This is a genomic window from Shewanella sp. VK101 (assembly GCF_056497865.1).
The window spans coordinates 4,796,019-4,820,930 of record NZ_CM151402.1; the positions used below are offsets into that span (position 1 = coordinate 4,796,019).

Sequence of the window (24,912 nt, forward strand, 5' to 3'; positions counted from 1 at the left end):
TCTTCATACCGATTGGTTCAGGAACTTGAGCATATCGTCAGTGGCTGAGACCACCTTGGCGTTCATCTCGTAGGCCCTCTGGGTCGAGATCATCTCTACCATCTCTTCGACCACATTGACGTTGGCCCCTTCGAGCGCCCCCTGGCGTAAACTGCCCAACGCTTCCTCGCCGGGAACTCCTTCTATCGGCACACCGGAAGACGCGGTTTCGTGGTACAGGTTATTGCCTCGGGACTCGAGCCCGGCCGGGTTGGCAAAGTGCGCCAGGGTGATCTGTCCCAGCTCCATCGCCTCTGCCTGACCCGCCACTTTGGCACTCACCACACCGTTTTCGGCTATGGTGATCCCGGTGGCGGTTTCGGGGATCTGGATGTTGGGCACCAAGGGCAGCCCCTGGGAGGTCACCATGACGCCGTCGCTGTTACGATAAAACTGGCCATCACGGCTGTATGCCACTTCGCCATTGGCTTCTTCAATCTGGAAAAAACCCTGGCCCTCAATAGCGATGTCCAGTTGCTGATTGGTAGTGAGTATGTCGCCTGTGGTGAACACCTTCTGGGTACTGGCCACTCGGGCGCCCGTGCCCAATTGCAGCCCGGATGGCAACTCATTGAGCTCGTCTACTTGGCCGCCTGGTTGGCGCTGTACCTGATAGAAGAGATCGTTGAAACCGACTCTATCGCGCTTGAAACCTGTGGTATTAACGTTGGCCAGGTTGTTGGCGATGGTCGTCATCTTCACATCCTGAGCAGTCAATCCTGTCTTACTCACCCATAATGCCGATTGCATTTAGACTCTCCTCAATATTAGGCGTCACGCAGCAGGCGATTACCCGCCTCAGCCAACTTCTCTGCGCTTTTCATTAACTTAATTTGCACTTCAAACTGACGACCCAGATCCATGGAGGCCAGCAACTCACCAACGGCATCGACATTACTGCTCTCCAGCGCGCCGGAAGCCAGCCGCACTTGCTCGGACACTTGGGCCTCGCCGTTGTTGGCATACAGCAAACCATCGGCGCCCTTGTGCAGCTGATTCTGGGCAGCGTTCACCAGCTTGAGCTGGGCAACCTCTTCAATCAGCCCACCCTGCTCGGCCACTATCGACAGGCGACCGTCTTCACTGACAATCAGCTCGCGATACTGAGGCAGCACCAAAGGCCCATTGGCGCCCATCAAGGGGAACCCCGCCACTGTCAGTTCACCGTTGGCACCTTCGCTGATGGCGCCGTTACGGGTATAGGCTTCTCCCTGAGGTGTTTGCACTGTGAAATAGCCATCGCCCTTAATCGCCATATCGAGCCGGCGCCCAGTGCTGACTATCTCTCCATGGCGGCTGTTGAAACCGACATTCTGGGTCTGCGGCAAGATCCGCGAAGCAAAGCTTCCCTGGGTCTCAGGCACAGGAACCGCAGCAACCCGCTCCAGATCGGCACGAAAGCCCTGGGTATCGGCATTGGCCAGGTTGTTGGCCCGAATCGCCTGGGACTGCAGAATACGGCTGGCGCCCTGGGCCGCGGTATAAATCATCTTATCCATGAGTCATCCGTCAGATGGCGTTCAGCAGCGCCTGCTGCATGGTCGAGTTGGTGTCCAGTACCTTGGCATTGGACTGATAGTTACGCTGCGCCGTCATCAGGCTCACCATCTCGGCCGTGGTATCCACGTTGGAACCCTCAAGATAGGCGCCCTTCAGGCTGCCCAGAGTACCGCTGCCAGGTGCGCCGACTGTGGCCTGCCCAGCTGAGGCAGAGGCCTGCCAGGCGTTGTTGCTCACAGGCGTCAAACCGTTGGGATTGTTGAAATCTGCCAGCACCACCTGGCCCTGCAGCAACTCCTGACCATTGGTGTAGGTACCAAAGAGCATCCCGCTGTCATCCAGGCGTATCTTGTTGAATTCACCGGCGGCATAACCATCCTGACTCAGGCTGGAGTTGTTATAGTCATTGGCATATTGAGTGAACCCTTCATAGTTCACCGCCAGGCTGACATCCTCGGCACCGGCCTTGGCGGGCAGAGTCAGGCTCAGCTTGTCGCCGCCGCTCAGGCTGCCCTTCTTGTCAAACTGCAGGCTGTGGCCGTCTTTGGGTTCGAGAACGGCCGAGTCCAGCACGAAGTAGACTTTCCATTCATTGTCGCCTGTCTTGGCGTAGTACTGGGTCAGGGATCTCTGGTTGCCGAGTGAGTCGAACACACTGACAGTACCCGAGGAGTGATAACTCGCCGGGTCTGTGGGCGAAAATGGCGTCGTTGCAGGATCTATGGCTTCCATACGCGCATCCAGGTTGGACACCTGATTGACCAGAGTCGACGCCTTGGCCGGCAGAGAACCTGTCTTGATCTGCAAGTCACCCATGGTGCCTGTTTGCAGCACGCCATCGGCCGTGGCCGGATAGCCCTGCAGACGGTTGCCGACAGGATCTGTGATAAAGCCCAGTGCATCCTGGCCGAAAATCCCGGCGCGGGCATAAAGATTGGAGCCATCGGTGCCACGCAACATAAAGAAGCCACTGCCCTGGATCCCCATATCCAGCTCACGGCCTGTGTAGGTCAGCGTGCCCTCACGGGAGAAGTTCTGGCTGGTATTCATCACATTGACACCGGCACCCATGCCACTGTTGTAGATGGCGGCAAACTCGCTGCGACCACCACGGAAGCCCCAGGTAGAGGCGTTGGCAATGTTGTTACTTATGGTGTTGAGGTCCTGACTGGTGGCCTGCAATCCACTTAGCGCAATATTGAAAGACATCTTGTCTCCTGTTATGAAACTTCGGAAATATCCAGCACAGACACTGTGCCCAAACCGTTGGCCAGCTCAGCCATCATCATGCCCTTGGCACTGACGAAATGAACCTTGCTGATTTCGCCGGCGAGAAATGACTGAGCCTTCAATGCTTTTTCACCGTCGCTGGCCTGAACTTTCAATTGGTATTCCCCCGGAGGAAGCCCCAGTCCTTCGGGATCTATCTGAAAACTGACATCACCTGCCGCCTGACTGCCAAGCTCCAGGGTTTTGACGACTTCCCCGTTTTTATCGCTGATCTCCACAGTCACCGCCGAGGCGCTGTGCTCCAGATAGACTTTGCCGTCTATCACATGTTCGGCCGCGGTAAAGCTGTCTGCCGGCACCATGGCCTGCTTACCTATAAGGGAAGCCGATTGCACCAGCCCGAGGTTTTCCATCATGGTCATCTGGTTTTTCTGGTTCTGGCGCATCGCCTCCAGGCTCTCCACCTGGGAGAACTGCGCCAACTGGCCCAGATACTCACTGGCATCCAGGGGGTTGGTAGGGTCCTGATTCTTGATCTGGGCTATCATCAACGACATGAACTCGTTCTTCAGCGAAGCGGGATCATTGCCGTTGGCACGGATGGCATCTGTCTTCTGGCCATCTTCGCGGGTATTGACGTTCTGTACCTGTTGCATCCTCTATTCCCTTATTTTCCCAGAGCCAGGAGTCCCTGCTGCATGGAGCGGGCGCGGTTCATCACTTCGACACTGGTTTCAAAAGCGCGGCTGGCGGCCATCATGTCGGCCATCTCTTCCACTGTGTTGACATTGGAATAGGTCACATAGCCATCGGCATTGGCCAGCGGGTGGCCGGGTTCATAACGGGTTTCCAACGGTGCATCGGACTGCACCAGGGCCTTGATCTGCACCTTGGCACTGACGCTGTTGTTTTGTTGCTGATAGAGGGTGGAAAATACCGGTTTTATCGCCCGGTAGGCGCTATCACTGGACTCGGCAGCCACACCTGCGTTGGCCAGGTTACTGGCGATAGCGTTCAGTCTCAGGGTCTGCACCGTCATGCCACTGCCGGCAACCTGATATATCTCTGCAAATGACACGATTACTTCCCTTCGATAGCGGCCTTCAGGCCTTGGATTTTCATGTTGAGAAAGGTCAGGCTGGTCTGAAAGTCCATGGCATTTTGTGAAAAACGCGCCTGCTCCTGCCCCAGTTCAACCGTGCTGTTATCGGCACTGGCCTGATAAGGTACCCGATACCCCACTGTGTACTGCCCTCCAAAAGGGATGCCGGCATCCAGCTGCGCCATCAGAGCACCAAAGTCCAGATCTCTGGCCTGGTAGCCGGGTGTTTCGGCGTTGGCCAGGTTTCCGGCCAGCACCTTGCTGCGCTCAACCCTGAAATCCAATAATTGAGGATGCAGGCCCAATGCCGCATCGAGCTTGATAGCCATGGTTTCTCCTAGTAAGGTATCCATAGGTTTTCGCTCCTTGTAACAAATACCATGCCAATAGTTTTTATCCTTAAAATACAATGACTAAAAAGCAAACCATCAATAATTGCGGAACCCTGATTTCCCCTTTTGCCTTGCTGCTTTTGCTGTTGTTTCCGCTGCTTCCGTTGCCGGCGGCCGCCTCGGCCAACCAGGTCGAGCAAGCGGCCAGACAATATCTGCAGCAGCAACTGCAGCAGTTTGCTGCGGCGCAACAGATGAAACCGCTTCAAAGCAAGATTCGAATGACACTGCCATCCGGGGTCAAGCGCTTACCCGACTGCCCGCAAAAGCCGGACATCAGTCTGGCCAACCCTTCGGCGCCGCTCTGGGGACGGGTATCTTTGGAGGTGCGTTGTCCGGCGGCCGACTGGCGTTTCTTTCTACGGGCCAGGGTCGAAGCCAAGGCCCAATTGCCTGTGCTGACACAAACCCTGCACAGAGGCAGCATCATCGACGCGCAGAACATAGAGTGGCGCTGGCTGGAGTTGCAGGCCAGTGACAGAGACATTGTCAGCAGCCAACGCGAGCTCATAGGCAAACAGGTGGCGCGCAGGATCCGCGCAGGTGAAGCCATCTTGCTGCGCCAGCTGAGCCAGAGTGATTGGGTGCGTGCCGGTGAACAGGTGATCATCCAGGTCAGCCAGGAGGGTTTTGAAGCTCAAATGCCGGGCACCGCACTGGAAAGTGCCTCCCGGGGAGAAGTGATTAGGGTGCGAAACTTAAGCTCGCAGAAGGTCATCAAGGCCTACCCGATAGCGCAGGGCATAGTTACACCACAAAAGTAATTACATCACAAAAATAATTTTATTTTTTACGGATCCGGTCGCCTTTACTCACTAGAGCACATTATTTCGGGGGTTCAATGGAAATCACTCAGCGTCTGCATGCGGTTGTCAGCGACAGCGGCGTCACCGCAGCGAATCGGCGTCAACGCCAGGAAACCACGGGATCCGCAGCCCAGCAGGATAAGGTAAGCCCTGAGTATCACTGGCTGAATCAGGCCCAGACTCAACTGGCTCAGGAGAGCGAGGTAGATCAACTCAAGGTGGCCAGCTTGCGTCAGGCACTGCAACAGGGCAATTTTGAACTGGATGTCGAGGCCATGGCCAAAGCGATGCTGCAGCAGCACGGGAAACAGGACAAGTAAGCCATCCATGAGCAATAAACGCGAAGCACTGCAAGGTCTGGTCGCCGGGATCCGCCAGGACATACTGGACTACCGGGAGTTAAAGAAGCTGCTGCAACAGCAGCGCCAGTTGATGCTGCGCCATGACAATCAAGGGCTTATCCAGCATAACCAGCAGCAGGATCAGTTAGTTGCCAAGTTACAGCACAATTCGCTGCAGCGCGCCGCACATCTGGCACAAATAGGTGTCAGCAATGATCATCAGGGCATACGCCAACTGCAGAGTAAACTGCCCGAGCAGGCCGCTCACAAACTGGAACAACTGTGGCAGCAACTGCTGCAACAGGCCAGAGAGAGCCAGAGACTCAACGAGCTCAACGGCCAACTGCTGGTGCGCCAACAGGAGATCATCCGCGGTATTCTGGGGCTGGGAAATGCCGATGAGTACCCACAGAACCTTGCCTCACCTCAGTTTCCCTGAAGCCTTAAGCCGCGCCGTACTGCTGCCCGCCAACTCATCAAGCTGAAACTGCTCCTGCTGCTCCAGCCGTCGTCGCTGTCGCTGTTGTTGCTGCCCGTCAAACCAATTCACCCGCTGATAACGCCCTAACTGCTGCTGCCATAAGCCCTGCAGCCTTTGTTGTTCATTGCCGAGCAACTGCTGCTGAGTATTGAGACTCTGCTTCAATGGTTGCAGTCTTTGCAGCAAGGCCTGACTGTTGCAAAGCCCCACTATTGAGCCCTGACGAAACTGGCTGTAATGGGACTCCAGTAACGCCACCTGCTGTTGTTGCCCCTGCACCTGGGCCTGACGTTGCTGCAGCGCCTGTTTTTGCTCCGCCAACTCGCTGAGCTTACGCTGCTCAAGATGGCTCAGGCGTTGCAACAGTTTCATGACTCACCTCGCAGTGCACGGGTCAGCGATTGCAGTTGCTGTTGACTGCCCGAAAGGTCAACTGCCTCGTCTGTGGTTTGGGTCAGGTAGTCGGCAATCCTCGGGTAATGGCTCACGGCGGCATCCAACTCGGGATCCTGCCCAGGTTGATAACCGCCCAACGGCAAGAGCTCACGTACTTCCTGATAACGCGCCAACATACGCCGAACCAGTGCCATTTCTTGCTGTTGTTCCTTGGGGGCAATCTGCAGCGCCAAACGACTGATAGAGGCCCCAAGATCCAGTGCCGGGAAATGCCCGGCCTCGGCCAAGCGGCGGCTCAGGAAGAAGTGGCCATCCAGTATCGCCTTGGCCGCATCGGCGATAGGGTCCTGTGTATCTTCCCCTTCGGTCAGCACAGTGTAAAACGCCGTCAGGGTTCCCTGTGGATGAGTACCGTTGCCCGCCATCTCCACCAATGAAGGCAGTTGGGCGAAGGCCGAAGGCGGATAGCCTTTGGTGGCCGGCGGTTCCCCCAGACTCAGGGCTATCTCCCGCTGTGCCTGGGCGTAACGTGTCAGTGAATCCACCAGCAGCAACACCCTATGGCCCTCGTCGCGAAAGCCACAGGCTATCTGGTGACACAGGCGCATGGCTCTGAGGCGCATCAAGGGAGAAGTATCTGCCGGAGCGGCAACCACCACGGCGCGGCGGCGCCCCTCTTCACCCAAGGCCTGCTCGATAAACTCGCGCACCTCTCGGCCGCGCTCGCCAATGAGCCCTACCACCACGCGGTCGGCCTCGGTGAAGCGGGTCATCATCCCCAGCAGCACACTCTTGCCCACCCCGGGACCGGCAAACAAGCCTACCCTTTGACCGCAGCCAACCGGCAGCAAGCCGTTGACGACTCTGACCCCTACATCGAGAATGCGGGTAATGGGTTGCCGGGCAAGAGGATTGGGCACCTGAGTGACCGGGCGACAAAACTGCACGCCACTCAGCGGCCCGAGCTGATCCAGCGGCTGGCCAAGGCCGTCGAGTACCCGGCCGAGCAGGCCGGCACCCAGAGGGATCTTATGGGTCTCTGTTTGGGGAATGACCCGGGCGCCAGGGCTCAGCCCCTGAGTATCTGTGATAGGCATCAGGCAGAGGATCCCCTGATGGAACCCCACCACCTCGGCCTCGACATAGGCACCATCGCGCCGCTCCACCATGGCGCGATCGCCAATACCCAGGTTGCAGCCGACCGCCTCCAGCAACAGGCCACTCACGCGGGTCAGGCGTCCGTATATCTGGGCTACCGGTACCCGGGGCCAGTTTCCGGCCAGGACATTAGTCTTCATTGCTGGCGACTGTGGCCTCGGCTTCTGGAATTAGGTCGTCGTTCAAATGAGCTTCAACCTGATCCATACAGTTGTTGAGGCGGGTTTCCATGGAAGCATCGGCATCGCACTGATCGCAAACCACCCGGCAACTGCCCTGGCTCAGGCTGTCGTCGGCCACCAGGTGCCAGTCGGCTACCTTGTCGGCCGCCAGATGCTGTAGCTGTTTGATGGTTGAGGGTTCCAGGTGGATCTTGATATCACTGGCATCCTTGGGCAGTGCCTGCAGGGTTTCTTCAACCAGGGCAATGATCTGCAGTGGCTGCAGCGACAACTCGCAGCGGATCACCTGCTGTGCCACCCTTCTGACCAGGTCGACAATCAGTTGCTGTTGCGCCTGAATCTGCTCGGCGTGGCTCTCGGCGAGCAGCTGTTGCAATGCCGTCATAGGAGTCAATAGCTGATTCAACTGCTCATCTATCTGTGCCAAACCCTGGCTGCGTCCCTGCTCCAGCCCGTCCCGCAGCCCGGATTCCTGGCCCGCTTGGCGCCCCTCGGTTTCGCCCTGAGTCTTGCCGGCTTCAAAGCCCTGTTCCCAGCCTTCCTGATAGCCCCGCTCCAACGCTTGCTGGAAGTCTTGCCAGTTGCCTTGTTCAGGACTCTCCCCTTCCAGGGGAGCAAATTGATAACGGCGCACCTGAGATGCACCTATGCGCCAAAGGCGACTATCTGCACCCATTACTCAACCACCTGTTCTTCAAACAGTTGCAGCTCGATTTCGCCGTTCTGCATCATCTCTTTGGCCGTTTCCATAATGTTGCGTCTCGCCTCATTGGCCATGCTCAGCGGCACAGCGCCCAAGGCCTCGGCCTGGGTCTCAATGGCGGAAGACATACGCTTGGGCAGGGCGTTGAGCAGAGTGCGTTTCAGTTCGCCATCAATACCCTTGAGTGCCAGTGCCAGCGACTCGGCTTCGACCGCCCCGAGGATTTCCTGCAGGGTTTCCGGCTTCTGACGGCCCAAGATGATAAAGTCGAACATGTTTTCGGTAACATCATTGGCCAGATGCTTGTCCTGCAAGCGTATCATCTGCATCAGATGTTCACGGTCACCATCGAAGCGGTTGAGAATGTCAGCCACCTGACGCACGCCGGACACCTGGGTATGGCTTTTCTCCATCGCCATCACCATGCAGCGCTCCACCAGTTGCCGCAGCTCTTCCACCACATCCCGATCCAGCTCGCCGAGGCGGGCTATGCGTACCAGCACTTCGTCCTGGTTGTCTCCCGGCAGATGTTGTAATACCTGAGCGGCAATTTCCGGTGGCAAGAGTCCCAACATGATGGCCTGCAGCTGCACATGTTCGTGCTGCAACTCCCGCGCCAACAGCTTGGCATCGACCCACTCCAGCCGCTTCACCAACATCTTGACCTCATCGCCATAGATGCTGTCGATAAGGCCCTTGGCGACTCTGTCACCCAGTGCCAAATCCAGGGTTTTCTGGAGATAGGCTCTCGATGCCCGGGCGATACCGGCCTGCTCTTTGTAGCGGTTGAAGAAGCGATCCAGTACAGATTCTGCTTCCTGCTGGGTCACCGAAGACAGGCGCGCCATCTTGTAACTCAGTTGTTCCACATCCTGGCGGTCGAGGTGCGCCATGACCTGAGAGGCACCTTCCTCACCCATACACAAGAGCAACATGGCCGCCTGCTCAAGATTGTCCAGAGTCGTTTGTTCAGTCACGATTTTTGTCCTTCATCCAATGGCTGATCACTTCGGCGACTCTGGCGGGTTCTTCCGTTGCCAGCAGTCCCAGGTGCTGCATTTTCACCGTCAGGGGCGAGCCGGGCGGTGGCAGATTCGACTGCGGCAAGGCCTTGCTGTCCTCAGCCTGCAATGCCAGCTGAGGCGGCTCAATGGCTTGTGTCAGGGGCTCGGCTTCCAGTGCCATTTCAGCGGCTTTGTCACCGGCCTTGTTGCCAGAGTGTCTTGAGCCTGAATCACCGCGGGTCAGGTGCTGAACCAGGGGGCGCAACACGAACAGAATAAGCAGTAAGGCCAATAGAGTGCCTATGCCATATTTCAGGTATTCACGCAGATGCTCGTTCTGCCACCAGGGCAAAGCTTCTATCACGGGCTTTTCCGGCACCACGAAGTCAAAACTGTTGATATTGATCTGATCGCCACGAGCCTCGGAAAAACCTATGGCGTCTTTAACCATGTCGCTTATCTGCTGCAACTGCTGCGGTTGCCAGCCTTCTTTGCCTGCCGCCTGTTGGTTCAACAGGATGGCTACCGACAGCCCTTCCAGCTGCATCTGTTGGAATTTGGTGTGCCGCACCGAGCGCCCAACTTCGTATGAGCGGGTTTCCTGTTGCCGCAGACTGCTTTCCTGATTGTCCTCTTTCTTGCCCTTCTTGCCGGACACAGGCTTGTTGCTCAGAGCGCCGGGGATCCCCAAGGCCAGGTTGCCGTTGGTTTGGTCTTTGTTGAGCGTTTCCTGAGTCATCACAGGATTGGGATCCACAGACTCGCGGGTTTCCTCTATCTGGTTAAAGTTCACCCTTGCGACCAGCTGCACCTGATAATTGTCCCGTCCCAGAATCGGATTCAACATGGATTCGGCGCGGGCGATCAGGTTGTTTTCCAGCTCATGGGTATACTTGAGCTGCTTGCTGCGGGATTGGCTGATGTCCTGGCCGGAGGCCATATCGGCATTCAGGTAGTTGCCGGCCTGGTCGACTATCTGCACCTGTGCCGGGGTCATGCCGGTAATGCTGCCGGAAACCAGGTTGGCAATAGCGCTGACCTGTGACTCATCCAAACGCGCCCCGGAATAGAGTTCCAACAACACAGAAGCGGTCGGCTTTTCCGGCTCGGCACGGATGAACAGGGTTCGCTTGGGAATCGCCAGATGCACTCTGGCATAACGTACGGCTTCGAGCGCCATTATGGTGCGCGCCAGTTCCCCTTCCAAACCATGAAGATAGCGGGCATGCTCCATAAACTGGCTGGTACCTATGGGCGCCTTGGCCAGGTTTTCCAGTCCTTCCGGCAGTTGAGCTTGTACTCCTTTGGCCGCCAGCAGGAGCCGCGCCGAACTCAACTTGTTTTCCGCCACCAGGATCTGTCCCGAATTGGCTTCCAGGCGATAGTCAATGCCTTCACCCTCAAGCACTTCAATGATCTGGCTGCTGTCGACCTTTTCCTTGAGGCCGTACAAGGGCCGATATCCCTGGCTGCCACTCCAGAGGAACAACACCAGCACACAGGCCACTGCCGAGGCCAGTATGGCCAGCAACAGCATTTGGTTTACATGGGATAGCTTCCCCTTGATCGCTTCCAGCATGGGCTTTTGTCCGGCGGCAGACGGTTTTGCCGGTAGAGCTAAACTCGTTGACATCTATTGTCCTTAAATGGGCATTTTCATAACATCATCAAAGGCTTGAACAAGGCGATTACGCACCTGCATCAAGGCCGAAAACGACAGACTGGCCTTTTGAGACGCCACCATGGCGCCCACCAGATCATCGCTCCTGCCGCTGTCGACCGCTTGGGTCAGCATTGATGATGTCAGCTGATCTTGATTGATCTCCTGCAGCTTCTGCTTCATCAGGCTGCCAAAGGAGACGACTTGGGGAGTATGGCCATCGATGGAAGGCATGATTGCGCCCTGGGCAATCTCCTTGTGGATGGCCAGTGTTTGCTGGATATTGTTAAAACCGGCGGAAATACTATTGTTGCTCATTGCTGCCATTCTCTGTTGTCAGCCATTCAGGCGGCCTTGGCCTTGGCTAAAAGGCTGTCGATATCTATGCCCGCATCCCGCATCTGTACCAGCTTGTAGCGCAGTGCCCGGGTGGTCATTCCCAAAGCATCAGCACTGCGACTGCGGTGACCGCCAAAACGCTTCAAAATCTCAATGACATATTGGAACTCTGCATGTTTTTTGGAGGCTTTAAGCCCATTGGATGGTTCCGGAATGGAATTTACACTTGCAATATTTTCCGGCAGTCTGATGCCTAAATCGACAACCTGTAAAATAGTGCCATGACGCATAACCAATGCCCGCTGAATGACATTTTCCAGCTCTCTGACATTACCAGGCCAGTTATAATTAATTAGCGCATTTTTAGCCGCATCGCTTAAATAACATTCTTGACCATTGGTCAAATAGCCATAAAGCTGAATAAAATATTCCGCAAGCGGAATAATATCTTCCGCCCTTTCCCTAAGGGGTTTTAATTCCAGTGTCAACACATCCAAACGATAATAAAGATCTTCCCGGAATCGGCCTTGAGATACAGCTTCTTTTAAATTTTTGTTGGTAGCTGCAATAACGCGTATGTTCAAAGGAATGATTTTATGACCGCCGACTCTTTCGACTTCTCTCTCCTGCAATACCCGCAAGAGTTTTGCCTGCAAAGATAAAGGCAGTTCAGCTATTTCATCCAACAACAGAGTGCCACCTTCTGCCAACTCGAATTTGCCCGGTTGATCTGCGCTGGCCCCGGTAAAGGCACCTTTAACATGGCCAAATAGTACCGACTCGAGTATCTGCTCAGGAATGGCGGCGCAGTTCACCGCCACGAAGGGCTGCTCTCTGCGACTGGAATGGCGATGAATGAAATGTGCCAGCGGCTCTTTGCCGGTACCACTCTCGCCGGTGAGCAAAACTGTGGTATCCGCCTTGGCGGTTCTGTGGGCCAGCATCAACAGCTGCCGACTCAGGGGAGAAGCCACCACCAATTCGCTGTCTTCCTGCTCCATCTGCCGCAGGCGAAACAGCAGCTTGATCAGTTGGCTTTCATCCAGGGGCAGCAGCAGGTAGTCCTGAGCCCCGGCCTGCATGGCCTTGACCGCCAGCTCAGTCTGCTCAGGTTGCAGCAACGCCACCAAATTGTGGGCCCGCTGTCGATGCAGACGTCCGGCTACCTGCTCGGGGCTGCAGGCAGAAACATCGACCAGCGCCAGCCAGCTGCTGATCCCTTCAATGATATTAAACCCTTCCTGTTCCATGAGCTGGGCTGTCTGAGTACTGACCAGCCCCTTGCAGCCAACCACGCTGTAGTTTTTCAAGACTCTATCCTCATACCGCTTTGACCAGTCGAATCCGTACTCTACGATTCACTTCGGACTGTTCCTTGGAATAGGGCTGACGATTGCCATGATGTCTGGCTTCTATCATCTGCCGTTTCACCCCCAGCTCCACCAGAGCCGCCACCACGTTTTCCACTCTGTCTTTGCTCAATACCAGATCCGCTAGCCTGGAGCTGCCGTCGTCTGCATGACCATCGATCAGGATTTTTTTGATGTTGCGATCCACCGCCACATAACGGGCCACGGCTTGAATATCGGCCTGCATGGACGAATCCATTCCAGCGATTCCTGAGGGGTAAAAAATAGATAAATCATGAACATAGTCATAATCTTGTGGGAGCAGTTGTTGGCGGCACTGGCGCAAGGGTTGTAACTGGCTTCGGGCACTGAGGGTATCGACCTCAAGCAGGAATCCATCACTTTGTCCAAGTTCAAATGTCCAGCGCCATCCCTGCTCCAGCCCCTTGATAAAGACGCCCAGTTCCCCGCTTCTCAGGCTGGCCTTTCCTGTTTGCCATTGCATCTGCCGGCTCTGCACCTTGCCCGGAAATCCCTCGCCCCATGCCGGATAGCCAACGCTGGCGTTTACGCTGTGGGCTTGATTGAGCCAGGAGGAGATCAGGGACAAGTTGGAATGTTGCCCTGGCAGTAGTTCCAGCTGCAGTAAGCCGGCTCCGGCAACAGCAACGCTGAGCCGGCAACCAAAGGGGCTGCTACTCAGTTGCCAGGCATCATCGTCCGCGGCCACTCTGTAGGTCACCGTCTGCGTGATGGGTTCTGCGAAACTGATAGCGCTGAACAGCAAGAAACACAGGGCTAGGGTCAAAGGCTTCAACACAGTAAATTCCAGTTAGTGAAGGATAAATAGATGGAATAATTACAATGTAAATTCCTTTGTTATTACCCTTAATTTCAGCGATGAATTCGAATTGAACTAAATATACTCCAAGCACCTAAAACCCAGAGGTAGGCGCTATTTTAATCGCTATTAATATAGCCAATTCGATTAACCTTAAAACAGTTAAAAATCTCTTAGAATATTAAACAATCACTTTTCTATCGAGAAAATTGACGGCGAAAATAGCTCATACAAATGTATCCTGTCAAATTACAAAGCGCTTTTTTTGATTAACATCAATGTGTCAATTTTTTGTCTTGGAACCATTTTTTGACACTGAATAAATACACACTTTTCAGCTTGTATGATGCCCAGACTTTGATAATATTCTGCCCCCTACGTCTAATATGTCATTGGTTATTTTTTATCAAAAAATTAACTTATTTTGTAGCTGTATTGTTGCGAACGGCGACTGCGCGGTAATGGTTTAATGAAAATAACTGCACGGTAATAATGGAATGAAGATAACTGCACGGGCAGAGCTAATAAAATCAGATCAGACTCATGATTGTAGGCCGATTGCTCTAATTCGAGAAAAATTAGCCCGTAGTCGTTTATTCGGACAGTTGGATAACTGTAATCAAGGATTATTACAAGCGCTAAATCAAATACTCAAACCATTGACAAGACAGGGACTTCCGGCATTGATTCGTACCGAATTAACGCCCGGTGAAATTCTGCTGAAAAGTTGTAATAAACATCATTGGTTTGCCTTTAAATATCAACGCAAGCTATTGGGTTTATTGCGAATTGATCGCTGTACCCTCGAACAGCTGGCCAGCAGCTACTATGGCGGTCAATCCGGCAAGCTGTACTCGCCGCTGGGAGCGCCGACTCAGTCGGAATTTCGCTTGGGGCTCAAACTGATGCAGGCGGTGCTGGAAAGCATGCCCTTTGATCCCATCAAGCCGGACGAATTGCAGATAGAACTGTCCGGTGCCGAGACTGAATACAGGGTCGCGGCCCTTTGGTCGATGAGCTTTCCGGACAGCCATTACACCAGTCCTATGTTGTTTGCCATGACAGACGAACTGCTGGGACGTATCGGTCAGGCCGCCCCCCAATATCAACAAGCGGACAATCTCGAACAGGCGCTGGAACAACAGCTGACCCAGATCCCGGTCAAGCTCAAGCTGGAGCTGGGTTGGCAACCCATGCCGGTACAGGCTCTGGCCGAACTGCAGCCCGGGGAAATCATTCCACTGAATCTGCATCAACGCTGCCCGATTTCACTGGGAGGGCTGACCTTGTTCTACGGCTCGGTACACAGCCACCAAGGCAAGTTGGTCGCTCGCCTGAATCAAGATGCTTTCCAACAAAATGAGGATGATCAAAGTGGATGGACAAACATCGCTGAGTGATGATTTTTTACTCGACAATGAACTGCTCGAAGAGCCGTTGACCTCGGTACAGGTAAAGCCCTCCCGGGATATGAGCTTCTTCAAGCAGTTGCCTGTGCAGGTCACTCTGGAACTGGCCAGTACTGAGATGACACTCGGCGAACTGACCCATATGGGACAGGGGGATGTTATTGCCCTGGATCGCATGGTGGGTGAGCCTTTGGATATCCGGGTCAATGGCGCCCTGCTCGGACGCGGCGAAGTGGTTGAAGTCAATGGTCGGTACGGTGTGCGGCTGCTGGAGGTCGTTGCCAGTGGCGCAACCTTGGTCAAAGAATAGCGGCCTATTCCTGCTCATTTTATTGCTGCTGTCACTGCTGGCCCTTCCTGTGTCTGCCGCCGATGGCATGACACTCTTCACCCTGAACGACGGTCAACAGGCACAAAAGGTCAACATCAAGCTGGAAATTCTGGCGATGATGACAGTGATGAGTCTGTTACCCGCCATGCTGCTGATGATGACCAGTTTCACCCGTATCATCATAGTACTGGTAATTTTGCGTCAGGCCTTGGGTTTGCAACAGAGCCCGCCCAACAAAGTATTGATAGGTATCGCCCTGGTACTCAGCATGTTTATCATGCAACCCGTGGGCAAGGAGATCTATCAAAAGGCCTACCTTCCCTATGATCAGGGGCAGATAGAGCTGCCGCAGGCGATTGAGATTGCCGAGCAACCGCTGAGGCATTTTATGCTGGCGCAAACCCGGGAAACCGACCTGGAGCAGATGCTGAAAATCGCCCAGGAACCCTTGACCCTGACCCAGGAGCAGATCCCCTTCTTTGTGATCCTGCCGGCCTATGTGCTGTCGGAGCTGAAAACCGCCTTTCAGATTGGTTTCCTGCTGTATCTGCCCTTTTTGGTGATAGATCTCGTGGTGGCCAGCGTGTTGATGTCCATGGGGATGATGATGCTGTCGCCGCTGATTATCTCCTTGCCATTCAAGTTGTTAATCTTCGTATTGGCCGATGGCTGGTCTATGACTGTCAGCACCCTGACGGCCAGCTTCGGATAGCGCCATGGAGCTGAGTGAACTGACAAGCTTCTTCTCCGATGCCATCTACCTTGCGGTATTGATGGTATTGGTGTTGATCAGCCCGGGCCTGTTGCTGGGTCTGCTGATCGCCATCTTTCAGGCCGCCACTCAGGTCAATGAGCAGACCCTGAGCTTTCTGCCCAAGTTGGTACTGACTCTGCTAATGGTGCTGTTCGCCGGCCAGTGGCTGGTGCAGAAGCTGCTCGATCTGTTCAACCAGCTGTTCCTCTCTATCCCCCATGTGATTGGCTAAAATGCTGAGCCTGACGACAGACTATCTGCAGCAACTGCTCGGCTCTTTCTGGTGGCCTTTCAGCCGTCTTCTTGGGGCTTTTCTGGTGATGCCTTTCCTCGGCCATATCCATGTCCCCGTATTGATTAGAGTATTGTTGGCACTGCTGCTGGCGGCACTGATTATTCCGATACTACCGGCGGTTCCCGTCCTCGACGCCCTCTCATTCAGGGCAGTATTGCTGGCGCTGGAGCAACTGCTGCTGGGCATGATGCTGGGGCTGTTTCTCAGCCTGATGCTACATATCCTCAGCCTGCTGAGTACCATTTTGTCGATGCAGATGGGGCTCTCCATGGCGCTGGCCAACGACCCCGGCAGCAGCAGTAGCCAACCTCTGCTGGGGCAGATGCTGGTAATGTACGGCACCCTGCTGTTTCTGGCGTTGGACGGGCACTTGGTTGCCATCGGCGTCATAGTGGACAGCTTCCGCCTCTGGCCCATAGGCAACGGCCTGTTCGACCTGCCCTTGATGCAGCTGATCGGCCAATTTGGCTGGATGTTTGCCGCCGCCTTGATGCTGGCGCTGCCAGCGGTGATGGCGATGTTGGTGGTCAACCTGACATTTGGGGTGCTCAGCCGCTCGGCGCCCTCTTTGAATATCTTTGCCCTGGGTTTTCCCATGACCATGATCATGGGGCTTGTCTGTGTCCTGCTGTCGTTCTCGACTCTGCCGGACAGGTACAGTGACTTTTGCCTCGATGCGTTGTTTGCCATGCATCAGTTTTTGGGAGGGAGCCAATGAGTCAATCCTCCTCCCAGGATAAAACCGAAAAGGCCAGTAGTCACAAGCTGCGCAAGGCCAGAGAGAAAGGCCAAACCCCGCGCTCGAAGGATCTCGGCGCCTGTGTGCTGATGATTGCCGGTTCCCTGCTGCTGAGCAACAGCGGCGATTGGCTGGCGCAGCAGCTGATGCAACAGACTGAGCTGCATATGCTGGTCAGCCGCGAAAACCTGGATACCCCGGGAATGATGCAGAGTCACCTGGCCGCTGCGCTGCTGGGGATACTCGAGCTGCTGGGACCGCTGTTTCTGATGATACTGCTGCTGGCCGCTATAGTGGGCGGCTTGCCCGGCGGCCATGTGTTCAATCTAGGTAATGCGGGCTTCAAGTGGAGCCGTATCGCCCCCTTGAGCGGCCTCAAGCGCATGTGTGGCACTCGCTCCCTGGTGGAACTGGGGAAATCTTGCCTGAAAGTCAGCTTGCTTATCGGGATCATGCTGCTGTTTTTAAAGCATGATTTTGATCACTTGCTCTATCTGAGTCAGCAGGATCTGCTGCAGGGTGCCAGCACAGGGCTGCAACTGCTAAGTGACTACATCCTCTATCTGGGACTGGGAATGCTGGTGATCGCCCTGGTCGATGTGCCCTACCAACTCTGGCAGCACTACAAAGAGCTGAGGATGAGTAAACAGGAGGTCAAGGATGAACATAAACAGATGGAGGGTAAGCCGGAAATCAAGGCCAGAATACGCCAACTGCAACAACAGTTTGCCCGTTCCCGCGCTTCGGTCGCCGTACCTCAGGCCGATGTATTGATGGTCAACCCCAGCCGCTATGCCGTGGCACTCAAGTATGACCCGGCCAGGGCCGAGGCCCCCTTCGTTCTCTGTAAGGGCCGCGATGAAGTCGCCCTCTATATGCAACAGATTGCCAAGCAGCACGGCGTCGAAATCCTCAGGATCCCGCCGTTGACCCGCGCCATCTTCCACTCGACGGCAGTGGAGCAACAGATCCCCGCGGCGCTGTTCAAGGCCGTGGCCCATGTACTCAATTACGTCTTGCAGATCCAGGCGGCCCGGGCCGGACGCAAACCCATGCCGGCACCGCTGCCGGAATTTCATATTCCACCCCACTTGCGACATGACTAAAGGATAACCCAATGAACTGGCTGCGATTACTTACCGCCAATAAGTCCCATGCCATGGTGCCATTGCTGCTACTGACCCTGATGGCGATGATCATTCTGCCGCTGCCGCCTTGGCTGCTGGATGTGATGTTCACCTTCAACATAGTACTGGCCATCATGGTGTTGCTGGTGAGTGTGTCGATTCGGCGGCCGCTGGACTTTTCCATTTTCCCGACCCTCTTGTTGCTGGCGACCCTGCTGCGACTCACGCTGAATGTGGCATCGACCCGGGTGGTGCTGATCCGCGGCCATGAAGGCGGCGATGCCGCCGGTAAGGTGATCCAGGCGTTCGGTGAAGTGGTGATCGGCGGCAACTATGTGGTTGGCGCCGTGGTGTTCCTGATCCTGATGATCATCAACTTTGTGGTGATCACCAAGGGGGGAGAGCGGATCTCCGAAGTATCGGCCCGCTTTACCCTGGATGCACTTCCCGGCAAGCAGATGGCGATAGATGCCGATCTCAATGCCGGTTTGCTGACCCAGGATCAGGCGCGGGAACGGCGTAAAGAAGTCGCCGCGGAAGCCGACTTTTACGGCTCTATGGACGGTGCTTCCAAGTTTGTTCGCGGCGATGCCATTGCCGGCTTGTTGATCCTGGCAATCAACATCATAGGCGGTATCTGTATCGGCATCTTTATGCATGATCTCAGCGGCACAGAGGCGTTCAAGACCTATGCACTCTTGACCATAGGTGACGGCCTGGTGGCGCAGATCCCATCGCTGCTGCTGGCAACTGCTGCGGCGATTGTGGTCACCCGGGTTTCAGATGCCGAAGAGATGCCAGCCCAGTTCAACGAACAACTGCTGGCCAATCCCAAAACCCTGGCGACTGCGGCACTGGTGATGTTGATCATGGGTCTGGTACCCGGCATGCCCACTTGGGTATTCCTCAGTGCCGCGTTGTTGTTGGGCTTTGTCGCCTACAAACAGTACCGCACCAAGCCGGTAATCATGCCACCGCCACAGGCCAAACAGGCCGGCGAAGCCCTGAGCGAACCTCAAGCACCCAGCTGGGACAGCCTGCCCTATGTCGATGCGATAGAGGTCAAGCTGGGTTATCGCCTGGTGTCTCTGGTGGAAAAAGAGCGCGGCGCCGAACTGATGAAACGCCTGACCGGAATTCGCCGCACTCTGTCGGAACAGGCGGGCTATCTGCTGCCGGAAGTCAGGGTCAGGGATAACCTGGCGCTGAGCCCCACTCACTACCAAATCAGCATAATGGGCACGCTGGTGGCCACGGCAGAACTGGATCCAGAGCGACTGCTGGCGATTCGCAGCAGCAATGTTTTTGGTGAGCTGGACGGCATCATCACCCGGGATCCTGCCTATAACATGGAGGCTGTCTGGATAGAGCAGGAAAAGAAAGCCAATGCGCTGAACCTGGGCTATTCCGTCGTGGACAACGCCACAGTGATCGCCACCCATGTCGCCAAGTTGCTGCGGGAGCGAATGGCCGAGCTATTGCAGCACGATGATGTGATTTCACTCAATGAACGACTGGCGCGCCAGGCCCCCAAGCTGGCCGAGTCACTGAGCCAGGCGCTGTCGCCGATTCAGCAGCTCAAGGTGTACCGGCTACTGCTCAGGGAACAGGTTTCTTTGCGGGATATATTGACCATAGGCACCACACTGCTGGATTGCAGTGAAAACAGCAAAGATCCCGTGCTGTTGGCGGCAGATGTTCGCTGCGCGCTAAGGCAGGCGATAGTACAGGCCATCTGTGGAGAGGCGCCTCAGCTCAAGGTGATGACCCTGACCCCAGAGCTTGAGCGACAACTGATGAGCGCCCTGAGCACCGCCCAACAGCAAGGCAGCGTGTCACTGGATGGTTTCCCTGTGGATCCGCAGTTGCTGGCGCAGCTGCAGCAAAAAATGCCCCAGCTGTTGGCCGAGGCCAAGGCCGCCGGACATCACCCTATCCTACTGGTGCCGCCTCAGTTGCGCCCGCTGCTGGGCCGTTATGCTCTGGCCTTTTCAAGAGGTCTTAATGTGTTGTCTTACAATGAGATTTCTGAAAACAAAGACATTATGGTCGCCGGTCAGTTGGGATGAACGGGCATTATCGGCATGGAGTAAATCGTTGTAATTCACCTTAAACTTATACTAAAGTCCTACGAGAAATGATTGCGGGAAGATTAAGGTAATGCGAAGACTTACCAGCTTAATAATATTGCTGTGCTGCTGTCTGCCGGTTTGGGCGGCGCAAAAATTACCGGCCAGGGCCGAGCTGCAACAGCTGGCCTCGGCCAGCGCCATGCTAGTGGATCTGGAAACCGGCGAGGTCCTCTATGAGGACAACCCACAGCAGGTACAGCCCATAGCCTCGATAACCAAGTTGATGACGGCGCTGGTGACACTGGATGCCAAGTTGCCGCTCAACGAGCGGATTGCCGTGGATGTCAGTCAGGCCGATATCATGCAAAACGTGGTGTCCCGTATCCGTATCGGCAGTGAGTTGAAACGCAAAGAAGCACTGGCACTGGCGTTGATGTCTTCGGAAAATCGCGCCGCCGCGACCCTGGCACATCACTATCCCGGCGGCTACCAGGCCTTTATCAAAGCAATGAATGCCAAGGCGGCAGAACTGGGGATGACTGACAGCCGCTTTGTCGAACCCACAGGGCTGTCGGAGCAGAATGTCTCCAGCGCCAGAGACCTGGTCAAACTGCTGCGTGAAGCCAGGAAATACCCTCTGATCGGCGAACTGAGTTCGGCCCCCAACCGTAGCGTCATGTTTCGTAAGCCAAGATATAACCTGGCGTTTTACAACACCAATCGCCTAGTGAACAAGAAAAACTGGCAGATCCACCTCACCAAGACGGGTTATACCGATGACGCCGGCCACTGTCTGGTTATGCTCACCAAAATGGCCAAGCGCGAAGTCGCCTTTGTGGTACTGGATGCCTTCGGCAAGCTGACCCATTTGGCCGATGCCGGCCGCCTGAAGAAGTGGCTGGAAACCGGCAAAGTCAGTCCGGTTCCCCAAGAAGCACTGGACTATAAACAGCAAAAGCAAACAGAACGTCAGGCCTTGGCCGCCACCCGTTAATATTCGGCAAACAGCGGTGACTCAGCGCAGGTTTTCACGCTTGCGTAGCCGCATCCACAACAACTTTTGTTATCATCCCGCCTCGTTTAAAGGCCTTTGGCCTTCGCAGTTACTGAGTCAGGAAGATGCAGTCATTTAAAAAGCACACCCTTATCCCGCTGGATCCCCGGGATCCTCTCTCCATCAGCCTGGCACTGGCGCAATACCGGCAACAACTACAGCAAGGTACTATTCTGCGCCAGGGCATGTTCGATATCGAATTTGTTGCCGTGACCGACAGCGGCAACCGCCGCCTGCAAATCGATGACCTGCAAGATTCAGAACTGCGCGCTCTGCTGCAGGAAGCCCTGAGCCTGGGGCCGGATGGCGAAGGGTTCATGCTGCCGCCACTCATCAGTGACGAATGTGACCTCTACCTCTCTGAACCCTTGCTGTTCGCCATTGCCATGCAACACCCTCGCCTGGCCCCCGAACTGCTGGCCACCGCCGACGCCATGATAGCCTTCGCCCGCAGGCATAACGATCTGCAGCGCATGTGGCTGGACGACAGTCGCATTTTCGGGGTCGAGGCCCTGTTTCTGCAGGCCCGTCGCATGCCCGAACTAGCCTGGCTATTGGCACGCTTTCTTATCCCCGCCTGGGACAATGTCTACAGCAATGGCTATGAGCAATATATGGCACGGCTGCTCGAACTCAATGGCTGGAGCCCAGATATGCTGCGGGCCTTTGTCTGGTGCGACAGCGACCACTTGCGCCAGGGCTTCTTCTACAGCGGCGAAACCGGCATTCAGAGTCATCAGCCACTGGCCGACTTCCTCAAGCAAAATCCACAGCAATATCCTCTGTTAAAACAGCTGTTGAGCGAGCGTTTACTCAATAGCCCCAAACTGCTCGCCGCCGAAGACCGTCCACTCGGCAGAGTCGATGCCGTGCTGCATTTCTTTGTCAGCATGTACCCGATTGAGTTTGCCTGGTTTGAAGTTGAACAGAGCGAGGGGCTGGATACACTGCTTGAAAGCCAGTTTATCCACGCCAGTCTCGAAGAAGAGATAAGCGACCTGCGCGCCGCCATAGAGAGCCAGGCCAGTGGCGCCCTGGCCTGTTACAGATGCGGCATAACCGGGAGCGCCGAAACCGACGCAGATGAACAAGACGACAGCTATCAGGATGAGGACGATGAGCGGCCGGGCAAGCTGCTGCGTCTGTTAAAGCCATTGGCACTGGCGCAACCCCAAGGCGCGGCATTGTGGCAATATCTGCATGATGGCAGCCAATCCCAGGCGCTGGCGGCTCAGCAACCAATAGCATTAATTCCCGCTTGTAAGGCCAAAGCCCTGGGGCTCTATCACTACATAGTCGACTACTGCGTTACGGCAGAATCCAATCGGCATATTGCCGAAGAGCTGAGCAGTATTCTCAGCGATAGCCGTTATGAACTGCTCCATGGTGATGCAGAAGATGTCGAAGCCTTTGCCGATATTTTGCCATCAAAGAGTCTGCAGCAAAGGCAACAGCAGTATTTACGCCTGCTGGATATCTGGTTCGCTTGGCTTGGCAAACCCGAACTGGAAGAGATCCGCGAAAACCTGGTCGACGATGAAGGGCTGCTCGATGATGTCCAATATCTGCAGCGCTACGGCAACCTCAGCGACACGAGTGAGCAGGCGCTGCTTGAGGCGCAACTGGTTAAACTGTTGCAGCAATGGAACGACAAGCGCCAGGTCTACAACCGCCCCTTGTTGAACAAGACCCTGGCCTTGTTCCGGCAACACCGGCAGCTTGCCAACCCGGATAACTGGCCACTGAGCCAGATGGAGCTCGGCCACTATGTTTTGCTGGCCTTCCTTTGGCAACAGGACTGTCTGGCCGGGTGCCATGACGCCATCAGCCGGGCACTGAGCGAGAGATTAAACGCTAATAGTCCTTGGGAACTGCTTGCCGGGCAAGTGCTCAATCAGGCCGCAGACGATGCCAAGCCTCTCAAGGCGTTTATCTGTCGGCCCGAGTCCCCTCTTTGTGAGCTTGAGGCGCTGCAACTGGCACAAGGCCAGCTCTATCGAAGAGGGCGTGATAGTGTTGGCCGCCAATTGACCCTGGAGCCCATCAGTGACTTCCAGCCCAAATACCTATTGTTCGACAAACAAGACGGTTTTCGCCGCGGTGCCATGTTGTGCTATTTCCTGCTGGCCTCGCAGCAGGCTTTCACTCACTCCTCGGCTCAATCAAATGAGCCGCAAGCGCCGGCACTCATACTAGCCCGGCGCCTGTGGCAATGGCTGCTGGAACTGGCGCCACTCAAGCTCTTGCATTATGCCGCCATGCCTTACAGTGACGATAATTTCGACCCTGAGTTTGACTCTGATACCGAGCGCCAGGGCTTTGTCAGCAGCATGCAATCACTCGGCGTCAGTGAAGCCCTGCTGACAGTGTTTGACTTCCAACTGTCGCTGAGCAGCGGCGATGGCGCCAACACCCTGCGCGCGCTAGCGCAGCTGAGCCCATTGACCCAGGCCTCATCGAGCCAGGCAGATCCACTGCTGCAGGCACTGAGACGACTGCCGGATAGAGAGAAGCTCAATGCCTTCGAACTGCTGGAGCTGCAATTTCCCGGGCAAGGCTTTATCCAACACCCTGAGCTGCAGCGGGAGTGGTCACTCTGCCTAGAGTATTTTATTCGCGACAACCTCAAGAGTTGGCAGCGGGTACTGGCTCAAGACTTTGATGGCCGCTGTCAGTTGCTGGAGCGGGGCATAAAGCAGCCTGTGGTTGCCGCGCCGCAACTTGTGGTTTGCGAGCAGGCCCAAGATGACAGATATGACTGGCTCAATGTCAGCCTGCTTCGGCGTCAGGGTGAAGAGTTGCAGGCATTATTGCTGACCCAAGCGATACCGCCGGAGGGCTTGCCCCAAGGTGTTGCGGGCGAGGTGCTGCTATTTGATGAGAGTGTCAGCGCCGAGGAGATCTTGGCGGCATTCAAGGCCCTGTACTCGGTCGATGTCAGGGTCACCTTGGTCAATGGTCGACTGCAAACATACCTGAGTGGTGAACTGCCGCTGGTAGCCATGCAAACCTGCCTGCAACGCTTGTTCGTCCTTGATGAGCTGAGTATCTACTCATCCTTCGAGCGTTATGACCTCAAGCAGTGCCTGTGGCTGCTTCCCACCCCAACCCGGCAGCGACTGTTGCAGCTCCTGCTTGGCTACCAATTGGGGTTTGAACTGTTCGATAAGCAGCTATTGCGGGCCTTTATGGCCGACAAGGTGCGCCGCGGCGACTGGCCTGCAACGCGATACATAGACAGGAGATACCAGGACAGCGATGAGCTGCAGGAAGCCGCGCTGAGCTGGCTGCTGCAAACCTTGGAGCCGCTGCGGCTTGAGCCGATGAAACTGCTGCGTTTTTGCCTCGGCAAGGGGGAATATGAAGCTCCCTGTGACTGGCTAGTCGCTCAACTGAGAAACGGCACGCTGACGCCCCTTGTTACTCAGTTGACTGTCAATGAGAAAATCGAGCTGATCGATTGCCTGGAAGGCGACTATCCCGACGCGGCCGAGTTACTCTCGGCGCTGGCCAAAGATGGCTCCCGCCGGGTAAGAGACGCCATGGCAGAGCTTGCCTAAGCGCCGCCGATTTGGGTAAGGCAAGGGGTTTGGCGGGCTACATAGGCT

General features: G+C 55.5%; 26 protein-coding genes. 12 read left to right on the forward strand and 14 right to left on the reverse strand.

The window, feature by feature from the left end; all coding sequences use genetic code 11:
- Nucleotides 1–3: 3 nt before the first annotated feature.
- From flgG to ACSHSR_RS21390, 6 genes are read right to left on the reverse strand one after another with little or no spacing between them, the layout of a single operon-like run.
- Nucleotides 4–789, reverse strand: coding sequence for a flagellar basal-body rod protein FlgG (gene flgG / locus ACSHSR_RS21365; RefSeq protein ID WP_096142184.1), 786 nt, complete (start codon nt 787–789; stop codon nt 4–6).
- Nucleotides 790–806: 17 nt separating this feature from the next.
- Nucleotides 807–1,538 carry a flagellar basal body rod protein FlgF gene (locus ACSHSR_RS21370; RefSeq protein ID WP_025888436.1) on the reverse strand — a complete coding sequence of 244 codons (732 nt, stop codon included), beginning with the start codon at nt 1,536–1,538 and terminating at the stop codon, nt 807–809.
- Nucleotides 1,539–1,548: 10 nt separating this feature from the next.
- A complete protein-coding gene (gene flgE / locus ACSHSR_RS21375; RefSeq protein WP_025888437.1) occupies nt 1,549–2,748 on the reverse strand; it encodes a flagellar hook protein FlgE in 1,200 nt (399 codons plus the stop codon).
- A gap of 11 nt (nt 2,749–2,759) precedes the next feature.
- Nucleotides 2,760–3,425, reverse strand: coding sequence for a FlgD immunoglobulin-like domain containing protein (locus tag ACSHSR_RS21380; protein WP_025009137.1), 666 nt, complete (start codon nt 3,423–3,425; stop codon nt 2,760–2,762).
- Between the two features lie 11 nt (nt 3,426–3,436).
- Entirely contained in the window at nt 3,437–3,847 is a 411-nt protein-coding gene (flgC, locus tag ACSHSR_RS21385) for a flagellar basal body rod protein FlgC (protein WP_025888439.1), read from the reverse strand.
- 2 nt (nt 3,848–3,849) lie between these two features.
- Nucleotides 3,850–4,200, reverse strand: coding sequence for a flagellar basal body rod protein FlgB (locus tag ACSHSR_RS21390; protein WP_144190859.1), 351 nt, complete (start codon nt 4,198–4,200; stop codon nt 3,850–3,852).
- 80 nt (nt 4,201–4,280) lie between these two features.
- Between ACSHSR_RS21390 and flgA the strand changes: the two genes are divergently transcribed.
- The 3 genes from flgA to flgN all read left to right on the forward strand — a co-directional run bounded on the left by flgA (nt 4,281) and on the right by flgN (nt 5,849).
- Nucleotides 4,281–5,027 carry a flagellar basal body P-ring formation chaperone FlgA gene (gene flgA, locus ACSHSR_RS21395; RefSeq protein ID WP_144190824.1) on the forward strand — a complete coding sequence of 249 codons (747 nt, stop codon included), beginning with the start codon at nt 4,281–4,283 and terminating at the stop codon, nt 5,025–5,027.
- Between the two features lie 77 nt (nt 5,028–5,104).
- Nucleotides 5,105–5,389 carry a flagellar biosynthesis anti-sigma factor FlgM gene (gene flgM / locus ACSHSR_RS21400; protein WP_144437815.1) on the forward strand — a complete coding sequence of 95 codons (285 nt, stop codon included), beginning with the start codon at nt 5,105–5,107 and terminating at the stop codon, nt 5,387–5,389.
- Between the two features lie 7 nt (nt 5,390–5,396).
- Entirely contained in the window at nt 5,397–5,849 is a 453-nt protein-coding gene (gene flgN, locus ACSHSR_RS21405; protein WP_028780419.1) for a flagellar export chaperone FlgN, read from the forward strand.
- On the opposite strand, the gene ACSHSR_RS21410 is transcribed toward flgN, so the two are convergent.
- From ACSHSR_RS21410 to ACSHSR_RS21445, 8 genes are all read right to left on the reverse strand, one after another.
- On the reverse strand, nt 5,832–6,263 hold the full coding sequence (locus tag ACSHSR_RS21410; RefSeq protein ID WP_025888442.1) for a hypothetical protein: 432 nt from the start codon (nt 6,261–6,263) through the stop codon (nt 5,832–5,834). The two genes, flgN and ACSHSR_RS21410, sit on opposite strands and share 18 nt — an antisense overlap.
- Nucleotides 6,260–7,585, reverse strand: a complete 1,326-nt coding sequence (locus tag ACSHSR_RS21415) for a FliI/YscN family ATPase (RefSeq protein WP_285699536.1) — start codon at nt 7,583–7,585, stop codon at nt 6,260–6,262. The genes ACSHSR_RS21410 and ACSHSR_RS21415 overlap by 4 nt, the downstream gene beginning before the upstream one ends.
- The gene (gene fliH / locus ACSHSR_RS21420; RefSeq protein ID WP_025009130.1) at nt 7,575–8,303 is read right to left on the reverse strand and encodes a flagellar assembly protein FliH; all 729 of its coding nucleotides are present in this window, start codon (nt 8,301–8,303) and stop codon (nt 7,575–7,577) included. Before fliH ends, ACSHSR_RS21415 begins: the two co-directional genes overlap by 11 nt.
- The gene (locus ACSHSR_RS21425; RefSeq protein WP_025009129.1) at nt 8,303–9,289 is read right to left on the reverse strand and encodes a flagellar motor switch protein FliG; all 987 of its coding nucleotides are present in this window, start codon (nt 9,287–9,289) and stop codon (nt 8,303–8,305) included. The genes fliH and ACSHSR_RS21425 overlap by 1 nt, the downstream gene beginning before the upstream one ends.
- 10 nt (nt 9,290–9,299) lie before the next feature.
- Nucleotides 9,300–10,967 (reverse strand): flagellar basal-body MS-ring/collar protein FliF, encoded by a 1,668-nt coding sequence (fliF, locus tag ACSHSR_RS21430; protein WP_025009128.1) that lies wholly within the window; start codon nt 10,965–10,967, stop codon nt 9,300–9,302.
- 9 nt (nt 10,968–10,976) lie between these two features.
- Nucleotides 10,977–11,312, reverse strand: a complete 336-nt coding sequence (gene fliE, locus ACSHSR_RS21435; protein WP_025009127.1) for a flagellar hook-basal body complex protein FliE — start codon at nt 11,310–11,312, stop codon at nt 10,977–10,979.
- Nucleotides 11,313–11,338: 26 nt separating this feature from the next.
- Nucleotides 11,339–12,583 (reverse strand): sigma-54 interaction domain-containing protein, encoded by a 1,245-nt coding sequence (locus tag ACSHSR_RS21440; RefSeq protein WP_479631536.1) that lies wholly within the window; start codon nt 12,581–12,583, stop codon nt 11,339–11,341.
- 70 nt (nt 12,584–12,653) lie between these two features.
- On the reverse strand, nt 12,654–13,502 hold the full coding sequence (locus tag ACSHSR_RS21445; RefSeq protein ID WP_025009125.1) for a MotY family protein: 849 nt from the start codon (nt 13,500–13,502) through the stop codon (nt 12,654–12,656).
- A 704-nt stretch (nt 13,503–14,206) separates the two neighbouring features.
- Here ACSHSR_RS21445 and ACSHSR_RS21450 point away from each other — a divergent pair.
- The 9 genes from ACSHSR_RS21450 (at nt 14,207) to ACSHSR_RS21490 (ending at nt 24,864) form a co-directional block, all read left to right on the forward strand.
- Nucleotides 14,207–14,923 (forward strand): flagellar motor switch protein FliM, encoded by a 717-nt coding sequence (locus ACSHSR_RS21450; protein WP_052658227.1) that lies wholly within the window; start codon nt 14,207–14,209, stop codon nt 14,921–14,923.
- Nucleotides 14,889–15,242, forward strand: a complete 354-nt coding sequence (fliN, locus tag ACSHSR_RS21455) for a flagellar motor switch protein FliN (RefSeq protein ID WP_028780412.1) — start codon at nt 14,889–14,891, stop codon at nt 15,240–15,242. Before ACSHSR_RS21450 ends, fliN begins: the two co-directional genes overlap by 35 nt.
- A gap of 10 nt (nt 15,243–15,252) precedes the next feature.
- Nucleotides 15,253–15,975, forward strand: coding sequence for a flagellar type III secretion system pore protein FliP (gene fliP / locus ACSHSR_RS21460; protein ID WP_479631537.1), 723 nt, complete (start codon nt 15,253–15,255; stop codon nt 15,973–15,975).
- A 4-nt stretch (nt 15,976–15,979) separates the two neighbouring features.
- Nucleotides 15,980–16,249: a flagellar biosynthetic protein FliQ gene (locus ACSHSR_RS21465; RefSeq protein ID WP_025009122.1), complete on the forward strand. Its 270-nt coding sequence runs from the start codon at nt 15,980–15,982 to the stop codon at nt 16,247–16,249.
- 1 nt (nt 16,250) lies between these two features.
- Nucleotides 16,251–17,030 carry a flagellar biosynthetic protein FliR gene (fliR, locus tag ACSHSR_RS21470; RefSeq protein WP_096142187.1) on the forward strand — a complete coding sequence of 260 codons (780 nt, stop codon included), beginning with the start codon at nt 16,251–16,253 and terminating at the stop codon, nt 17,028–17,030.
- Entirely contained in the window at nt 17,027–18,157 is a 1,131-nt protein-coding gene (gene flhB, locus ACSHSR_RS21475; protein WP_479631127.1) for a flagellar biosynthesis protein FlhB, read from the forward strand. Before fliR ends, flhB begins: the two co-directional genes overlap by 4 nt.
- 11 nt (nt 18,158–18,168) lie before the next feature.
- Nucleotides 18,169–20,247: a flagellar biosynthesis protein FlhA gene (flhA, locus tag ACSHSR_RS21480; protein WP_208156839.1), complete on the forward strand. Its 2,079-nt coding sequence runs from the start codon at nt 18,169–18,171 to the stop codon at nt 20,245–20,247.
- A 91-nt stretch (nt 20,248–20,338) separates the two neighbouring features.
- Entirely contained in the window at nt 20,339–21,244 is a 906-nt protein-coding gene (pbpG, locus tag ACSHSR_RS21485) for a D-alanyl-D-alanine endopeptidase (protein WP_082050271.1), read from the forward strand.
- Nucleotides 21,245–21,369: 125 nt separating this feature from the next.
- A complete protein-coding gene (locus ACSHSR_RS21490; RefSeq protein ID WP_479631128.1) occupies nt 21,370–24,864 on the forward strand; it encodes a hypothetical protein in 3,495 nt (1,164 codons plus the stop codon).
- Nucleotides 24,865–24,912: the final 48 nt, after the last annotated feature.